Raw genomic sequence first — 14,375 nt, 5'->3', positions numbered from 1 at the left:
TGCGTTCGAGATTGGGGGGGATGTGAGGTTTGGGAGGAAGTTGATCACGCTTGAGGGGGAACAAGGCGGTCTGGGCTGGTTTCTTGATGATCACTTGCGCGAGGGTGGGGATGCGACGTCGCGTGCATCCCCCGGCGGTTCGGCCAACCGTCTTGGACCACAGCCCTTTTGCTTAACTGGAGGACTTCAATCATGGCAACCACCCGCAGCATCCGCGTGATGGCGGCTGTCGCATCGCTCCCCCTCGCCTTCGCGCTGCTTTCCGGTGTCGCGCAGGCCGACAACGGGGCCGGTGCGGCCGGGACCGCGTCCAACGCGGCCCTCGCCGGCATCCTCGGCAGCGGCGTAGGCGGCAGCAACCTCGGCAACTCCTCCACCGCTCAGCAGGTCGCCTCCGGCTTCGGTGCGTCCAACCAGAACAACGGCGCGCAGTCCAACGGTTCGGGCTTCACCGCGATCGGGCAGTCCAACTCGCACGAGTCCCTCATCTACAACCCCCTCCCGTAGGACGTAGTCGCGCGTAGTCGTGTGCAGTAGGGCGTAGGCGTACGTAGTCGTATGCACTCGTACGTCGCGCCCGTCGGACGCGACGAAGCCCGCCCCCTCCCGGGGGCGGGCTTCGTCGCGTTCTTGTCACGTTCGGGAGAAAAAAGGCCGAGGGGCCCTCCCGGATGGGACCTTTGCCCCGCGGAGGGGGCCCGGGGGTGGACTAACTTGCCCGAGTGGGTGTGTTTCCCCCACCCCTGAGAGAGAGGCGGCCCCCATGACCGGCACAGAACACCGTGTCCTCCCGCTCCAGCTGGAGGCCTCCCCTTCTCCCATTCCGATGCGGGGCGTCTTCGTGTACCGCTCCGACCGGCCCTACGAGGTCTCCCTCGACTTCGAGGGCGCCGGACTCCACCTCGCGCACTGGGTGTTCTCGCGGGAGCTGCTCCTCGACGGTCAGGTCTGCGCCACCGGGGAGGGCGACATCCAGGTGTGGCCGCGCTGGCAGGGCACCGAACCGCGGATCTACCTCGCCTTCAGCAACGGCAGCCAGGGCTGCGTGGTGTCCGCCCGCTCGAAGGACGTGCGCGAGCTGTGCCGGCGGATGACCACGATGGTCCCGCGCGGCCAGGAGCACCGCCACTACGACCTCGACGCCGAGCTGGACACCCTGCTGCCCAGGTGAGCCGTCCCACGTGAGGATCAGCGGTGCTCCGGGTTCGGGAAGTCGAAGCGGCAGCCCGCGTCCCACTGCGAGCGCTGGTTGCCGTGGGCGGGGATCCCGCCGTTGCGCTTGAGCAGGGCCGCCAGGTGCATGAGGTTCCAGCTCATGAAGGTGGTGTTCCGGTTGGTGAAGTCGTTTTCGGGGCCGCCCGAGCCGGGGTCCAGGTACGAGGGTCCGGGCCCGGCCTCCCCGATCCATCCGGCGTCGGCCTGCGGCGGGATCGCGTAGCCGAGGTGCTGGAGGCTGTAGAGGATGTTCATGGCGCAGTGTTTGACGCCGTCCTCGTTGCCGGTGATCAGCGCCCCGCCGACGCGCCCGTAGTAGGCGTACTGGCCCTGTTCGTTCAGGATCGAGGAGCAGGCGTAGAGCCGCTCGATGACCTGCTTCATCACCGAGCTGTTGTCCCCGAGCCAGATCGGGCCGCACAGGACGAGGATGTCGGCGTCCATGATCTGGCTGTAGAGCACCGGCCACTGGTCCTCCTCCCAGCCGTGCTCGGTCATGTCCGGCCAGACGCCCGTGGCGATGTCGTGGTCGACAGCCCGGATGAGCGAGGTGCGGACGCCGGCCGCCTCCATCACGGCGCGGCTCCTGGCGATCAGGCCCTCGGTGTTGCTGGGCTCGGGTGACCGCTTGAGCGTGCAGTTCACGTACACGGCGGTGAGGTCGGAGTAGTCCACGCCACCACCCTCGGCGGCCCCGGGCGCGGTCGCCACCGGGGAGCGCCCGTACGGGTTCCGGTTCGTCGGCGGGCCGCGTCCGTGCGGTTCCGGTTTGTTACGGTCCGGGCGGCCGACTAGGGTCAATGGGCCTTGGTGTTCGGGAAACCGGTGAGAAACCGGTGCGGCCCTCGCCACTGTGATCGGGAAGTCCGGCTCCACTCCTGCGGGAAAGCCACTGGGCTGCGCGGGAGGTTCCGCGCTGCCCGGGAAGGCGGGGCCAGGACGTCAACCCGTGAGCCAGGAGACCGGCCGGGGCGCGTTGTCCATCCACGAGGTGCTGGAGAGGTCTCCCCACTCATGCATATAGCCGAGGGTTTTCTGCCCCCCTTGCACGCGGCCGCCTGGGGCGCCGCGTCCGCTCCCTTCGTCGTCCACGGCGTCCGCTCGCTGACCCGCGAGGTGAAGGCCAACCCGGAGAGCACCCTGCTGCTCGGCGCGGCCGGAGCGTTCACGTTCGTCCTGTCCGCCCTGAAGATCCCCTCGGTCACGGGAAGTTGCTCGCACCCCACCGGTACGGGGCTCGGGGCGATCCTGTTCCGGCCGCCGATCATGGCGGTGCTCGGCACCATCACCCTGCTCTTCCAGGCCCTGCTGCTGGCCCACGGCGGCCTCACCACCCTCGGCGCCAACGTCTTCTCGATGGCCATCGCCGGCCCGTGGGCTGGCTACGCCGTCTACCGGCTGCTGCGCGGCTTCGGCCTCCCGCTGATGGTGACCGTCTTCTTCGGCGCCTTCTTCGCGGACCTGGTCACCTACTGCGTCACCAGCGTGCAGCTCGCCCTGGCCTTCCCGGACCCGGCCTCCGGATTCCTGGGCGCGCTCGCGAAGTTCGGCGGGATCTTCGCGGTCACGCAGGTGCCGCTGGCCGTGAGCGAGGGGCTGCTGACCGTCCTCGTGATGCGGCTGCTGATGGCGTCGAGCAAGTCGGACCTGGTCCGGCTCGGTGTCGCGAAGCTGACCTCCGGCCGTACCGAGAAGCAGGGGGCGGCAGCCTGATGAGCAGGAACGCGAAGATCAACACCCTGCTGCTGCTCCTGGTGGCCGCGCTCGCCGTGCTCCCGATCGCGCTCGGCCTCGGCGAGGGCAAGGAGGAGCCCTTCACGGGCGCCGATGCGCAGGCGGAGGCGGCCATCACCGAGCTCAAGCCGGACTACGAGCCGTGGTTCTCCCCGCTGTACGAACCCCCCTCCGGGGAGGTGGAGTCGGCGCTGTTCGCCCTCCAGGCGGCGCTGGGCGCGGGCGTGCTCGCGTACTACTTCGGCGTCCGCAAGGGCCGCCGCCAGGGCCTCGCCCAGGCCGCCGCCGGTACGGGTGCCGGTGCCGGTGCCGGTGCCGGCGCCGGTGCCGCCACCCCGGAGTCGTAGGCGGTGCTGCCGATCGACGTGGCCGCGCACAGCAGCCGCTGGAGAAGGCCCTGCTCGGGGTCGGGCTGACGGTCACCGCCGTCTGCCTGCCGCCCTGGCCCGGCGGTCCGCTGGTGGCCGCCGCCACGCTCGCCGTGCTCCTCGGCCCGGCGGGCGTGGCCGGGCGCCAGCTGTGGCGGGCCTTCCGGATCCCGCTCGGCTTCTGCTTCACGGGGGCGCTGCCGCTGCTGTTCGCCGTGGGCGGCCCGCAGGGCCTGGTCGCCATGGCCCCGGACGGCCCGCGGCACGCCGCCGAGCTGCTCCTGCGCACCTCGGCGGCCTCGCTCGGGCTGCTGCTGTTCGCCTTCACCACCCCGGTCTCCGACGTGCTCCCCCGGCTGGTCCGGGCCGGGGTGCCGGCGCCCGTGGTGGACGTGGCCCTGGTCATGTACCGGATCACGTTCCTGCTCCTGGACTCCGTGGCCCAGGTCCGCCGGGCCCAGGCCGCCCGCCTCGGGCACACCGGACGGGCGGCGGTGTGGCGTTCCCTGGCCGGGCTCGCCGCGACCTCCTTCGTACGGGCCTTCGACCGCGCGGCCAAGCTCCAGGCGGGGCTGGCCGGTCGCGGCTACGACGGCGCGCTGCGGGTCCTGGTCCCGGAGGCGGCCCTGTCGTGGCGGTTCCTGGCGGCCACGGCCGGGCTGCTGGCGGCGCTGATCACCCTGACCCTCGTACTGAAGGGGCTCCACCCATGAACCCATCGGCGACCCCCCTGGTGGAACTGGCCGGCGCGGGCTATGCCTACGAGGACGGCCCGGCCGTCCTGACCGGCGTCGACTTCGCCATCCCGGCGGGCCGGGCGCTGGCCCTGCTGGGCCGCAACGGCAGCGGCAAGACCACGCTGATGCGGCTGCTGAGCGGTGGCCTGCGGCCCGGTTCGGGCGCGCTGCGGCTCGACGGCACGCCGGTCGCGTACGACCGCGCCGGCCTGACCCGGCTGCGGACCTCCGTCCAACTGGTGGTGCAGGACCCCGACGACCAGCTCTTCGCGGCCTCCGTCGAACAGGACGTGTCCTTCGGCCCGATGAACCTCGGCCTGCCGACGGCCGAGGTCCGCGCCCGGGTGGACGCGGCGCTCACCGCACTGGACATCACCGCGCTCCGGGACCGCCCCACCCACCTCCTGTCCTACGGCCAGCGCAAGCGCGCGGCGATCGCGGGTGCGGTGGCGATGGCTCCGCGCGTGCTGATCCTGGACGAGCCGACGGCCGGGCTCGACCCGGACGGCCAGGAGCGGCTCCTGGACGTCCTGTCAGGACTCCAGGCCTCCGGCACCACGGTGGTCATGGCCACCCACGACGTGGACCTGGCGGTCCGCTGGGCCGACGACGCGGCGGTCCTGACCCCGTCCGGCATCCGCGTGGGCCCGGCGGAATCCCTCCTCTCGGACCCACCCCTCCTCACCGCGTCGGGCCTGCGCACAGCATGGTCCCCGGCGGTGACGGCCTTCCTGCGGACACGGGGCCTGCTCGACCCCGGTACCCCCGGCCCGAGAACCCCGGACGCGCTGGCCGCCTGGGCGTAGGGGCGGCCCTGGAGGTACTGCCGGCTCGACGGGACCCGTCTGGGCCTCGCTCTGAGCGGCGGGATCGGCGTGCTGGAACTGCCCCGAATCTAGGATGGCCGCATGTCGCTTCCGCACGCCATCCTCACCGCCCTGCTCGAGAAGCCCTCGTCCGGGTTGGAGCTGACGCGGCGGTTCGACAAGTCGATCGGGTACTTCTGGTCCGCGACGCACCAGCAGATCTACCGGGAGCTCGGCCGGCTGGAGGACGCCGGGCTGATCCGGGCGCTGCCCAGCGAGGTGCCCGTGCGGGGGCAGAAGAAGGAGTACGAGGTGCTGCCCGCCGGAAGCGCGGAGCTGGCCCGGTGGGTCGGGGACAGCCAGGACCCGAAGCCGATGCGCGACCCCCTGCTGCTGCGGATCCGGGCGGCGGGCGTGGTCGGGCCGCAGGGGCTCGGGGGCGAGCTGCGGCGCCATCTCGATCTGCACCGGGGGCAGTTGGCGGAGTACGAGGCCATCGAGGCGAAGGATTTCCCCGCGGGCCGGGACGCCGTCGAGGACCGGCTGCGCCGGCTCGTCCTGCACGGCGGGATCGCCCTGGAGAGCTTCTGGCTGGCCTGGCTGGAGGAGGCGCTCGCCGAGGTGCAGGACATGGAGGGAGAGGGAGAGGCTGAGGGCTCGGGCTGACCTGTCCCCCGCCCCGCCCCGGCAGGGGGGCGGGCGGGGGTGGCGCGGGGTCTGCCCGCGGGGCTTACTTGTTCAGGGAGGCCCAGAACTCGTCGAAGCTCAGCAGGCCGTCGCCGTTGGTGTCCTTGGCGGCGATCACGGCTTCCGCGACCGCGCCGGTGACGTACGCGTCACCCATCGCCTTCATGGCAGCGCTGTACTCGTCGGCCGTGACGAAGCCGTCGCCGTCCGCGTCGAACTTGCCGAACGTCGCCCGTGCGCTCTCGATGTCCGCCACTGGGTCCACCCCTTCTTGGTGCTTGTTGACCGGCTCAGGGTAACCGTCCCCGGACACCTCTCCCGCCCCGGGTCCCGTTCGGGCGGCAGATAGAAATTCAATTACCTTTCCGTAGAGTGGAAGTTATATTTATCGCCAACAATTTCGACTTCCACTTGTCACGCTCCGGGGCCACGGCATAACGTACCGACATTGCCGCCACACCAGGAGCGCAAGGCTCCCAGGGACTAGTGGCAACAAGGGCGATCACACAGATGACGATCCATGTCGACGCATCATTCGAAGTTCTGCCCTTCACCCGCACCTGCCGCCATATCTGGGAAGACGGCGACCATGTGCTCATCGGAGTGAGTCCTGGAAACAGCTACTTCAGCTCCGAGCGCATCACCAGCCTCGCCCGATGGGCCACGACCCGCTTCGCCCAGGTGGACTTCGTCTACGCGGACCTCCACGTGGACCGGATGTTCGCCGCCTTCGGCTACACCGAGGAGCACGCGGGGAAGCGTGCGGCGAAGGAGATAAAGGCGGTCCGCCGGAGGATCCTCAAGGGGGTCGAGGAATCGGGGAACCCCGGAACCGAGATCCGCGTACGGGCACTTTCGGAGTTCCTGTCGAATCCCGTCTACCAGCTCCTCCACCGGCGTGTTCTGCATTTCCTGGAGACCGACGACGAGTTCCGCAAGGGCTGCGAGGAAATGGCCCTGCATTTTGTCGGCTCGAAGTTGCCGGAAGGTGAATCGATTACGGACTCGCAGTTGCAGGTCTGTTTCGATTACATGGCAGCCGAACTGCCCTTCTTCATCGACACCCCGAGCATTCTCGACGTGCCGTCCTCGGTGGCGGCCTACCACGTCAAGATGCCGCTGACGGATGTCCTCTTCGCACGCGGTGGAGGACTGCGCGCGACCAGGAATCAGGCTTATGCCGTCGTAAGGCCCGATGCGGAAGAAATAGTTCAGAAAGACACGAATCATCTGAACCACCCGAACCCCACCAGCCGAAGGGACCGTCGATGACCGTCGAGCAGCTCGAGGGCGCCGGGCAGGGCGGCGGGCCCCTCCTCGACTTCCCGCTCTCCCGGCGCGGTGACGTGCTCCCCGAGGAGTGCGGCTGGCTGCGCGAGAAGGCTCCGGTCGCGAAGGTCCGTACCCTGACCGGGGATCCGGCCTGGCTGGTGAGCAGCTATGCGCTGGCCAGGCAGGTGCTGGAGGACGAGCGCTTCAGCCTCCGGGACACCGCGAACGCCGGCGTACCGCGCCAGTACGCGCTGACGATCCCGCCGGAGGTCGTCAACAACATGGGCAACATCAACAGTGCCGGACTGCGCGACGCGGTCATGAAGGCGCTCAGTCCGCGCCAGAAGGGCCTGCGGGACCGGCTGCGCGCCGTGGCCGGGGAGCTCCTCGACGGGATCGTGGCCGAGGGGGGTCCCGCCGATCTGCGGGCGGGGTTCGCCGATCCGTTCTCGGCGGCCCTGCACTGCATGGTGCTGGGGGTGCCGTTCGAGGACTGGCGGCGGCTGATGTCGGGGCTGGACGTGGCGTTCATGACCGCGCGCGAGCCCTTCGCCGACTCGGCGCTCAACTGGTACAAGGACGTCGGCTACTTCGCCGAGCGGCTCCGGGTCCAGCTCGAGCTGCCCGCCGAGGAGCGCACGGGGCTCCTCGGTACGTTCGCCGGGCTGAAGGCGGCCGATCCGGAGTCGGCGCACCTGACCGACGACATGTTCGCGACGGTCGCCGTCTCCCTCTTCGGCGCGGGCGCGGTCTCCACCTCCGCGTTCCTGACCCTCGCGATCCTCGCGCTGCTGCAGAGGCCCGACCTCATCGGGTACCTGCGCGAGCATCCGGAGCGCATGGGAGCGGCCGTGGAGGAGCTGCTCCGCTGGAACCTGTCCGTGGGCGACGGCCTGCCGCGCATCGCCACGGCGGACGTCCAGGTCGGCTCCGTGCTGATCAGGGAGGGTGAGCTCGTACTCGTCCTGCTGGAGGGTGCCAACTTCGACCCGGCGGCCTTCGAGAACCCCGACGAGCTGGACCTGGAGCGCGAGAGCCCGGCCGCCCACCTCGCCTTCGGCGCCGGCCGGCACTTCTGCCCGGCGACCGCCCTCGCCCGGACGCACGCCGAGATCGCGCTGGAGGTGCTGGTCGAGCGGCTGCCCGGGCTGCGGCTCGCGGTGCCGGCGGAGAACCTGGTGTGGCGCACCGGCTTCATCAAGCGCCTGCCGGAGCGGCTCCCCGTCGCCTGGTGAGACGGGGACGCGGCACGCATGAGGGTGCCCCGGGAGCCGTGCGCACGAGCTCCCGGGGCACCTGCGCGCCTACCGGAAGATGCCGGTGTGGCCGAGCGAGTAGCGGCCGGGCTGCGGGTACACGGCGAGGCCGTGGGGGCCGCCGCCCACCGGGATCTTGGCGATCTGCTTGCCGGTGACGGTGTCGATCGCGTAGACCTCGGAGTTGTAGCGGCCCGACAGCCACAGCACCTTGCCGTCGGCGGAGACGCCGCCCATGTCGGGGCTGCCGCCGTCCGGCAGTTCCCACTTCTTCGTCAGCTTGTTCTGGGTGAAGTCGAAGACGGAGATGGACCCTTCGCCGCGGTTGGAGACGTACATCTCCTTGGAGTCGCGGCTGACGTACAGCCCGTGGCAGCCCTTGCCGGTGGGCAGCAGCTTGGGCTCGTCGAACTTGTCGCCGCTGAGCACCCACATGCCGTGCGCCATCATGTCCGCGACGTAGAAGGTCTTTCCGTCCGGGGAGACCTTGACGTCCTGCGGCATCGCGCCCTCGAAGGGCAGCTTCTGCTGGCCGATGACCTCCATCTTCTCGGTGTCGACCTTCAGCAGCTCGCCGGAGAACTCGCAGCTGACGATGAAGTAGCGGCCGTCGGCGGAGAAGTCGGCGTGGTTGACGCCGAAGCAGCTCACCGGGACGGTCTTGACCCGGTCCATGGTGTGCGGGTCGCGGAAGACCAGTTCCTTGTCCATCGAGGCCATGACGATCGCGTACTTGCCGTTGGGCGTGAAGTACAGGTTGTACGGGTCGTGCACCTCTACGGGTGCGCCGGCCTCGCCGGTGGCCGGGTTGATCGGGGTGAGCGTGTGGCCCCGATTGTTGTTGACCCAGAGGGTCTTCATGTCCCAGGAGGGGACCACGTGCTGGGGCTGGGCGCCGACCGGGATGGTGTCGATGACCTTGTACGTCACCGGGTCGATGACCGACACCGTGTTGGAGGTGGTGTTCGGCACGTACACGCGGGACGGGAAGTCCTTGACCACCGGGGAGAGCTTGTTCGGCCGGTCGGCGGCGTACACGTCGTGCGGATCGAGGAGCGGCGGCATCCCGGCCAGGCCCGGCGGCACGGCCGGTACGGCCTTGGCGGGTACGGCCGGCCCCTTCGAGCCGAGGGCCTCGGCGGGTCCCTTGTCGGCTGATCCGCAGCCGGCCAGGGCGGCGAGGACCAGACCGGCCAGCAGCGCGGTGGCCTTGCGGGGAAGGCGGGTGGTCGTCATGGGGTCAGCAGCTCCGTGGTGGTCACCGCACGCAGTTTGCGGCGCGCGAGTTCTTCGAGGAGGGGTGGCATCGCGTCGACCGTGTCCGCGTAGCCGAAGTGCAGGCTCACCACCGATCCGCCTTGGATCGTGCCGATGACGGTGCGGATGACGGCCGCGGCACCGGGCGAGGTGAAGTCGAGGGAGTCGACGTCGTACGAGAGGACGTGCGGGTAGCCCGCCCGCTGGGCCAGCTTTCGCACCAGCGGGGTGGCGTACTGGGTCTGCGACGGCCGGAACCAGGTGCCGATGGACCCGGTGAGCCGCTTGAGCCGGTCGCCGCAGCCGGTGATCTCGGCGTACGCCTCCGCCTCGGGCATGGTGTTGATCGCGAGGTGGCGCTGGGTGTGGTTGCCGAGCTCGTGGCCGCCGTCGAGGACCCGGCGGGCCATCTCGGGGTGGGTGTCGAGCCAGGCGCCGATGGCCAGTACGGTGACCCGCGCGCCCGCGCGCTCCGCCTCCGCGAGCACCGCTTTGGCGATGGCGGGGTCGCCGTTGCCGTGGAAGGTCAGCGCGACCTCCGGGCGGCCGCGGGGACCGTGTCCGATCTCCACGGGCTGTCCGGCGAACCGGCGGGGCGCGGGGGCCGCCTTGGCGGGGGCGGGTTTGTCCGGGGCGGCCTTCGCGGGGGGTGGCGGTGTCACCGGACGGCTGCCCGTGCCGCAGGCGGCGGTGAGGGCACCGGCGGCGACCGCCGCGCCGGCGAGGAGAGCGGATCGGCGGTCCGGGTAGCAGAGCACCTGCTCATTTAAGGGGCGGATGCCCCTGTACGTGATGATTGACCCCATTCGGGACCTTGGACCAATCCGGCCCCACACGGGATCCGTCCGCTATGTGATCAACGATTTACTCATAGCGATCGATACTTATTCATTGATTACGAGGTCAGTGGCCCATCTCACCTAAGATTTAGGTAGAAACTCTTACGATTTGCACACTTATGTCCAACTTGGGACTTTTGGCATTTGGTCCCTCTTCTGCCATAGTCGGAATCACGGCTTCCCGTTGACCCGAGCGAAGTCCCTGCCGAGGATCACACCCCCTTCGATCCTCGGCACCCTCATGAAACCCCCGAAGCGCCCCACACCGGCGACAGGGGGTTTCTGTGTTTCAGGGAAGAGGGGTCAACGGTCGGCCACCCTCATCTCGAACCAGGTGATCTTGCCGCGCGGCAGCAGGTCCGCGCCCCATCGGTCCGAGAGCTTGTCGACGAGGAAGAGCCCCCGGCCGGTGGTGTCCATCTCGTGGACCGGCATCAGGCAGGGCAGCCCGCGCGAGGGATCACCCACCTCCACACGGATCCAGCCGCGGCGCCTGAGCATGCGTAAACCGAAGGACCGGGCCCCGGTGTGCCGGACGGCGTTGCCGACGAGCTCCGAGACCAATAAGACGGTGTGCTCGGCGATCTGCGGCGAGAGGCCCCACAGCCGCACCACCACGCACTGGGTGAGCCGGCGGGCCGTGCCCGCCGACTCGGGCCTGGACGGCAGCATCACTTGGGTCTCGGCCGGGTTCCCGTGCAACTCCAGCAGCTTGAGGCCCTGTTCGTCCTCCAGCGCCGCCGTGAGCCGCACGGCGGGAGCGCTACTGCGCTGCCGCGGCTGTTCCACACCCTCCAGACCCGCCATGCACCCATCATGGACGGCCGGTAGGGCCGTTCGGGCCGTTCCGCAGGAAAACACCCCCCGGAATCATGGATTCCGAGGAGGTGCTCCGGCATATGCGTTCGGCAATCGGAGTGCCGCCGCACCCACCCCGACCTGCGGTGACGCATCGCACAGCAGCGATCACGCTGAGTGGATCAGCTTTTCTCCTTAAGATTCCCTTAAGGCCTGGCTAATCCACCCACAGGGAGGAACAGCGGCCGCCGGGGGGCCGCGCCTAGAGGAACTTGGCCTTGCCGGGCCCCTCTTCCACGAAGCTGCGCATCCCGCGCTCGCGGTCCTCGGTGGCGAACAGGCCCGCGAACCAGCCCCGTTCGATGGTCAGCCCGCTGTCGATGTCGACCTCCAGACCCGCGTCCACGCACTCCTTCGCCGCGCGCAGCGCCAGGGCCGGGCCCTGCGCCAGCTTCGCGGCCCACGCGTGCGCCTGCTCGTAGACCTCGGCGGCCGGCACGACCCGGTCCACGAGGCCCAGCGCGAGCGCCTCTTCGGCCTTGACCATGCGGCCGGTGAAGATGAGGTCCTTGGCCTTGGAGGGGCCGATCAGCCGGGACAGCCGCTGGGTGCCGCCGGCTCCCGGGATCAGGCCGAGCAGGATCTCGGGCTGGCCGAGCTTCGCGTTGTCGCCCGCGATCCGGTAGTCGGCGCACAGCGCCAGTTCGCAACCGCCGCCCAGGGCGTAGCCGGTGACGGCCGCGACCACGGGCTTGGGGATCCGCGCCACGGCGGTGAAGGCGTCCTGCAGACCGCGGGACCGGGCGACCATGGCCGCGTGGTCCATCGTCTGCATCTCCTTGATGTCCGCGCCGGCCGCGAACACCTTCTCGCCGCCGTAGAGGACGACCGTACGGACGTCGGTCCGGTCGGTGGCCTCCATCGCGAGCTCGCGCAGCCGGTCCTGGGTGGCGATGTCCAGGGCGTTCATGGGCGGCCGGTCCAGGCGGATCGTGCCGACGCCTTCGGAGACTTCGAGAGAGATGGTCATACGGGGAAGGTTAGCGCCGGTTAACGCGGGTGCGCCCGGTGCTGTGGGTCACAGCACCGGGCGCACCCGGACTCCGTACGACGGAGGACTACTTGGCGTGAGGTACTACTTGATCCACTCCGCCCAGTCCATGTTCCAGCCGTTGAGGCCGTTGTCGGGGGCCACCGTCTTGTCCTTGGAGTTCTTCACGACGACCACGTCGCCGATCAGCGACTCGTTGAAGAACCACGCGGCCGGCTGGTCGCCGTCGCCCGCGCCGCGCACGTCCTTCAGGCCCACGCAGCCGTGGCTGACGTTCTCGCTGCCGAACGTGCTGGACGAAGCCCAGTAGTTGCCGTGGACGAAGGTGCCCGAGTTGGTCAGGCGCATCGCGTGCGGGACGTCGGAGATGTCGTACTCGCCGCCGAAGCCGACCGTGGCGCCGTTCATCCGGGTCACCTTGTACTTCTCGCTGATGACCATCTGCCCGTTGTACGTGGTGTTCGCGGGGGCGCCGGCGGTGATCGGGATGGTCTTGACCACCTGGTTGTCGCGGACGACCTGCATCTCGTGCTCCGCGGCGTCGACCGTGGTGACCTGGGAGCGGCCGATGGTGAAGGTGACCGTACGGGTCTGCTTGCCGTAGACCCCCGGGCGGCCTTCGACCCCGTCGAGCGCGAGCTTCAGGGTGACCTTGGTGCCGGCCGCCCAGTACTTCTCGGGGCGGAAGTCGAGGCGGTCGTTGCCGAACCAGTGGCCCTCGACGGGTACGGCGGGCTCGGCCGTCACCGAGATGGCCTTCTCGACGGCTTCGGGGTTGGTGATGCCGCGGGAGAAGTTGATCGAGACCGGCATGCCCACGCCGACGGTCGCGCCGTCCTCGGGCGTGTACTGGCCTATGAAGGTGTTGGCCGGGGTGAGGGTGGTGAAGGTGGTGTCCTTCGCGGACTCCCGGCCGGCCTCGTCCTTGGCCACCGCGTGGACCTTGTACTCGGTGGCGGAGGCGAGGTTGCGGGAGGGCTCCCAGCTCGCGCCGTCATCGGCGAGCTTGCCCTCCACCGCGTTGCCCTTGGTGTCGGCGACCGTGACCGTACTGAGCTTGCCGCCGGTGCTCGATATCTTCAGGATGCCGCTGGTGGCGACTTCCTTGGCCCCGTCGTCCGGCTTGATGCTCACGACGGCCTTCGACGCCTCGGTGCCGGTCGTACCAGTACCCCCGGTGCCGCCACCGCTCCCGCCGGCGCCACCACCGTTGCCGCCACCGCCACTGCAGGCGGTGGTGAACAGCAGGGCCGCACCCAGCAGGAGGGCCGGCAGGCCGGTGCGGGCGCGGCCGCGTATCGGCTGCAGGTTCACTCTTGTTCTCCCCATGTCCCCCGCGCACGGACAGTCGCGCGCTTCTCGCCAGGAAATCACAGGCGGGGATGACGGGATGGCACGAACGTGTCACCATTCCGTCCCAAGAGTCGGGGTTATCGGCGTGTCACCCCTCCGTGCCGGGCTTGGTGCCCCATACGTAGACGGCATCGCCCTCGGTGAGCAGGTCCCACAGCCGGGCCGCGTCGGGGACGGAGAGGTTGACGCAGCCGGCGGAGCCGCCGTGTGCGTAGAGGTTCCCGGGGCGTCCGTGGAGCGCCTGGCCCTCGTCGAAGAACTGGGCGTAGGGCATGGGGGCGTCGTCGTAGAGCGTGGACTTGTGGTCCTTGCTGCGCCAGTAGACCTCGTGCCAGCCGGTGCGGGTCTCCTGGTCGTCGCGGCCGGTGCGGACGGGCACGGGAGCGAAGACGACCTTGCTGTCGCGCTGTACCCAGAGCAGCTGCCGCTCCAGGTCCACGCAGGTCACCCGGTGAGGGCGGACGGGACAGGCGCGGGCCGCGTTGGGGTTGGACCGGGCGGCCACGGCGACCATGTTCCGGTAGGTGGCCAGTCCGGCGTACCCGTCCGCGGGCCGGACCCCGTTCCCCTGCTGGAACCGCCGGATCGCCGCGCAGTCCCCCTCGTCCTGCACCCCGTCGGCCTTCCGCCGCAGGTACCCCTCCATCTCCCGCTGGTAGGGCCCGGTCCCGGCGGTGCAGGCCTCCTCGGCTTCGGCTTCTGCGGATGCGACGGCGGCGGAGTCGGGGACGGGATCGGGTCCGGCCGCCGCGGCCGGGGGCAGCGGGCCGAGAGCCGCCGCCGCGAGGATCGCGGCCGTCAGGGCCGCCCTGCCTATCGCGCCTGCCACGCCACCTGTGCTCATACGGGCCTCCTCGCGCCCGCCGGCCGGGCCGCTGGACCCGAGCCAACCGGACCGGGGCCGACCCGGCCCGCCGGGTGCGCCGGTAGGGTCACCGGCCCACCCGGGCGGCCCAGCGGGGCGGGCCGTCCGGGCGGGGAGCCCGCCCTGACGGCCCGGCG

16 protein-coding genes, 1 pseudogene and 1 riboswitch are annotated in these 14,375 nt (G+C 70.1%); of the genes and pseudogenes, 9 read left to right on the top strand and 8 right to left on the bottom strand.

Going from position 1 to position 14,375, the window contains the following annotated elements; translation table 11 throughout:
- The first annotated feature begins 192 nt into the window (after positions 1-192).
- Both OG490_RS25955 and OG490_RS25950 read left to right on the top strand, forming a co-directional pair.
- Positions 193-507 carry a hypothetical protein gene (locus OG490_RS25955; RefSeq protein WP_330298681.1) on the top strand — a complete coding sequence of 105 codons (315 nt, stop codon included), beginning with the start codon at positions 193-195 and terminating at the stop codon, positions 505-507.
- A 256-nt stretch (positions 508-763) separates the two neighbouring features.
- Positions 764-1,171, top strand: a complete 408-nt coding sequence (locus tag OG490_RS25950) for an SsgA family sporulation/cell division regulator (protein ID WP_330298680.1) — start codon at positions 764-766, stop codon at positions 1,169-1,171.
- 17 nt (positions 1,172-1,188) lie between these two features.
- Here the strand turns inward: OG490_RS25950 and OG490_RS25945 are convergent, their stop codons facing one another.
- Entirely contained in the window at positions 1,189-1,890 is a 702-nt protein-coding gene (locus OG490_RS25945) for a flavodoxin family protein (protein WP_330298679.1), read from the bottom strand.
- A gap of 116 nt (positions 1,891-2,006) precedes the next feature.
- Positions 2,007-2,200, top strand: a riboswitch (cobalamin riboswitch).
- 29 nt (positions 2,201-2,229) lie between these two features.
- Between OG490_RS25945 and OG490_RS25940 the strand changes: the two genes are divergently transcribed.
- The 5 genes and pseudogenes from OG490_RS25940 to OG490_RS25920 all read left to right on the top strand — a co-directional run bounded on the left by OG490_RS25940 (position 2,230) and on the right by OG490_RS25920 (position 5,526).
- A complete protein-coding gene (locus OG490_RS25940) occupies positions 2,230-2,928 on the top strand; it encodes an energy-coupling factor ABC transporter permease (RefSeq protein WP_330298678.1) in 699 nt (232 codons plus the stop codon).
- Positions 2,928-3,296 carry an energy-coupling factor ABC transporter substrate-binding protein gene (locus OG490_RS25935; RefSeq protein WP_330298677.1) on the top strand — a complete coding sequence of 123 codons (369 nt, stop codon included), beginning with the start codon at positions 2,928-2,930 and terminating at the stop codon, positions 3,294-3,296. The genes OG490_RS25940 and OG490_RS25935 overlap by 1 nt, the downstream gene beginning before the upstream one ends.
- A gap of 3 nt (positions 3,297-3,299) precedes the next feature.
- A pseudogene (gene cbiQ, locus OG490_RS25930) lies at positions 3,300-4,030 on the top strand (cobalt ECF transporter T component CbiQ).
- Positions 4,027-4,860, top strand: coding sequence for an ATP-binding cassette domain-containing protein (locus OG490_RS25925; RefSeq protein ID WP_330298676.1), 834 nt, complete (start codon positions 4,027-4,029; stop codon positions 4,858-4,860). The pseudogene cbiQ and the gene OG490_RS25925 overlap by 4 nt, the downstream one beginning before the upstream one ends.
- A 102-nt stretch (positions 4,861-4,962) precedes the next feature.
- Positions 4,963-5,526 (top strand): PadR family transcriptional regulator, encoded by a 564-nt coding sequence (locus OG490_RS25920; protein WP_330298675.1) that lies wholly within the window; start codon positions 4,963-4,965, stop codon positions 5,524-5,526.
- Between the two features lie 64 nt (positions 5,527-5,590).
- On the opposite strand, the gene OG490_RS25915 is transcribed toward OG490_RS25920, so the two are convergent.
- The gene (locus tag OG490_RS25915; RefSeq protein WP_330298674.1) at positions 5,591-5,803 is read right to left on the bottom strand and encodes an EF-hand domain-containing protein; all 213 of its coding nucleotides are present in this window, start codon (positions 5,801-5,803) and stop codon (positions 5,591-5,593) included.
- A 254-nt stretch (positions 5,804-6,057) separates the two neighbouring features.
- Here OG490_RS25915 and OG490_RS25910 point away from each other — a divergent pair, with 254 nt between their 5' ends.
- Together OG490_RS25910 and OG490_RS25905 are read left to right on the top strand one after the other, a co-directional pair.
- Positions 6,058-6,819 (top strand): tRNA-dependent cyclodipeptide synthase, encoded by a 762-nt coding sequence (locus OG490_RS25910; protein WP_330298673.1) that lies wholly within the window; start codon positions 6,058-6,060, stop codon positions 6,817-6,819.
- Positions 6,816-8,054 carry a cytochrome P450 gene (locus OG490_RS25905; protein WP_330298672.1) on the top strand — a complete coding sequence of 413 codons (1,239 nt, stop codon included), beginning with the start codon at positions 6,816-6,818 and terminating at the stop codon, positions 8,052-8,054. Before OG490_RS25910 ends, OG490_RS25905 begins: the two co-directional genes overlap by 4 nt.
- A gap of 69 nt (positions 8,055-8,123) precedes the next feature.
- Here OG490_RS25905 and OG490_RS25900 read toward each other — a convergent pair whose 3' ends face one another.
- The 6 genes from OG490_RS25900 to OG490_RS25875 form a co-directional block, all read right to left on the bottom strand.
- On the bottom strand, positions 8,124-9,311 hold the full coding sequence (locus OG490_RS25900) for a YncE family protein (protein WP_330298671.1): 1,188 nt from the start codon (positions 9,309-9,311) through the stop codon (positions 8,124-8,126).
- Positions 9,308-10,138, bottom strand: coding sequence for a polysaccharide deacetylase family protein (locus OG490_RS25895; RefSeq protein WP_330298670.1), 831 nt, complete (start codon positions 10,136-10,138; stop codon positions 9,308-9,310). The genes OG490_RS25900 and OG490_RS25895 overlap by 4 nt, the downstream gene beginning before the upstream one ends.
- Positions 10,139-10,474: 336 nt before the next feature.
- The gene (locus tag OG490_RS25890) at positions 10,475-10,978 is read right to left on the bottom strand and encodes an ATP-binding protein (RefSeq protein ID WP_330298669.1); all 504 of its coding nucleotides are present in this window, start codon (positions 10,976-10,978) and stop codon (positions 10,475-10,477) included.
- 253 nt (positions 10,979-11,231) lie between these two features.
- The gene (locus tag OG490_RS25885; RefSeq protein WP_330298668.1) at positions 11,232-11,999 is read right to left on the bottom strand and encodes an enoyl-CoA hydratase/isomerase family protein; all 768 of its coding nucleotides are present in this window, start codon (positions 11,997-11,999) and stop codon (positions 11,232-11,234) included.
- Positions 12,000-12,104: 105 nt separating this feature from the next.
- Positions 12,105-13,334 (bottom strand): L,D-transpeptidase, encoded by a 1,230-nt coding sequence (locus OG490_RS25880; protein ID WP_443065877.1) that lies wholly within the window; start codon positions 13,332-13,334, stop codon positions 12,105-12,107.
- Positions 13,335-13,461: 127 nt separating this feature from the next.
- Entirely contained in the window at positions 13,462-14,217 is a 756-nt protein-coding gene (locus tag OG490_RS25875) for a L,D-transpeptidase family protein (protein WP_330298667.1), read from the bottom strand.
- Positions 14,218-14,375: the final 158 nt, after the last annotated feature.

It is taken from the genome of Streptomyces sp. NBC_00503 (genome assembly GCF_036346895.1).
In the GTDB taxonomy this organism is placed as follows: Bacteria; Actinomycetota; Actinomycetes; order Streptomycetales; family Streptomycetaceae; genus Streptomyces.
The sequence above is the reverse complement of the archived record's forward strand: the minus strand, read 5'-3'. Positions and strand labels throughout refer to the sequence as shown.

Excerpts from the sequence above, each read along its gene's own strand:
- OG490_RS25920 (WP_330298675.1), top strand. The coding sequence starts at position 4,963 with ATGTCGCTTCCGCACGCCATCCTCACCGCCCTGCTCGAGAAGCCCTCG.
- OG490_RS25875 (WP_330298667.1), bottom strand. The coding sequence starts at position 14,217 with ATGAGCACAGGTGGCGTGGCAGGCGCGATAGGCAGGGCGGCCCTGACG.
- OG490_RS25925 (WP_330298676.1), top strand. The coding sequence starts at position 4,027 with ATGAACCCATCGGCGACCCCCCTGGTGGAACTGGCCGGCGCGGGCTAT.
- OG490_RS25910 (WP_330298673.1), top strand. The coding sequence starts at position 6,058 with ATGACGATCCATGTCGACGCATCATTCGAAGTTCTGCCCTTCACCCGC.
- OG490_RS25935 (WP_330298677.1), top strand. The coding sequence starts at position 2,928 with ATGAGCAGGAACGCGAAGATCAACACCCTGCTGCTGCTCCTGGTGGCC.
- OG490_RS25940 (WP_330298678.1), top strand. The coding sequence starts at position 2,230 with ATGCATATAGCCGAGGGTTTTCTGCCCCCCTTGCACGCGGCCGCCTGG.
- OG490_RS25895 (WP_330298670.1), bottom strand. The coding sequence starts at position 10,138 with ATGGGGTCAATCATCACGTACAGGGGCATCCGCCCCTTAAATGAGCAG.
- OG490_RS25950 (WP_330298680.1), top strand. The coding sequence starts at position 764 with ATGACCGGCACAGAACACCGTGTCCTCCCGCTCCAGCTGGAGGCCTCC.
- OG490_RS25890 (WP_330298669.1), bottom strand. The coding sequence starts at position 10,978 with ATGGCGGGTCTGGAGGGTGTGGAACAGCCGCGGCAGCGCAGTAGCGCT.
- OG490_RS25885 (WP_330298668.1), bottom strand. The coding sequence starts at position 11,999 with ATGACCATCTCTCTCGAAGTCTCCGAAGGCGTCGGCACGATCCGCCTG.
- OG490_RS25905 (WP_330298672.1), top strand. The coding sequence starts at position 6,816 with ATGACCGTCGAGCAGCTCGAGGGCGCCGGGCAGGGCGGCGGGCCCCTC.
- OG490_RS25955 (WP_330298681.1), top strand. The coding sequence starts at position 193 with ATGGCAACCACCCGCAGCATCCGCGTGATGGCGGCTGTCGCATCGCTC.
- OG490_RS25900 (WP_330298671.1), bottom strand. The coding sequence starts at position 9,311 with ATGACGACCACCCGCCTTCCCCGCAAGGCCACCGCGCTGCTGGCCGGT.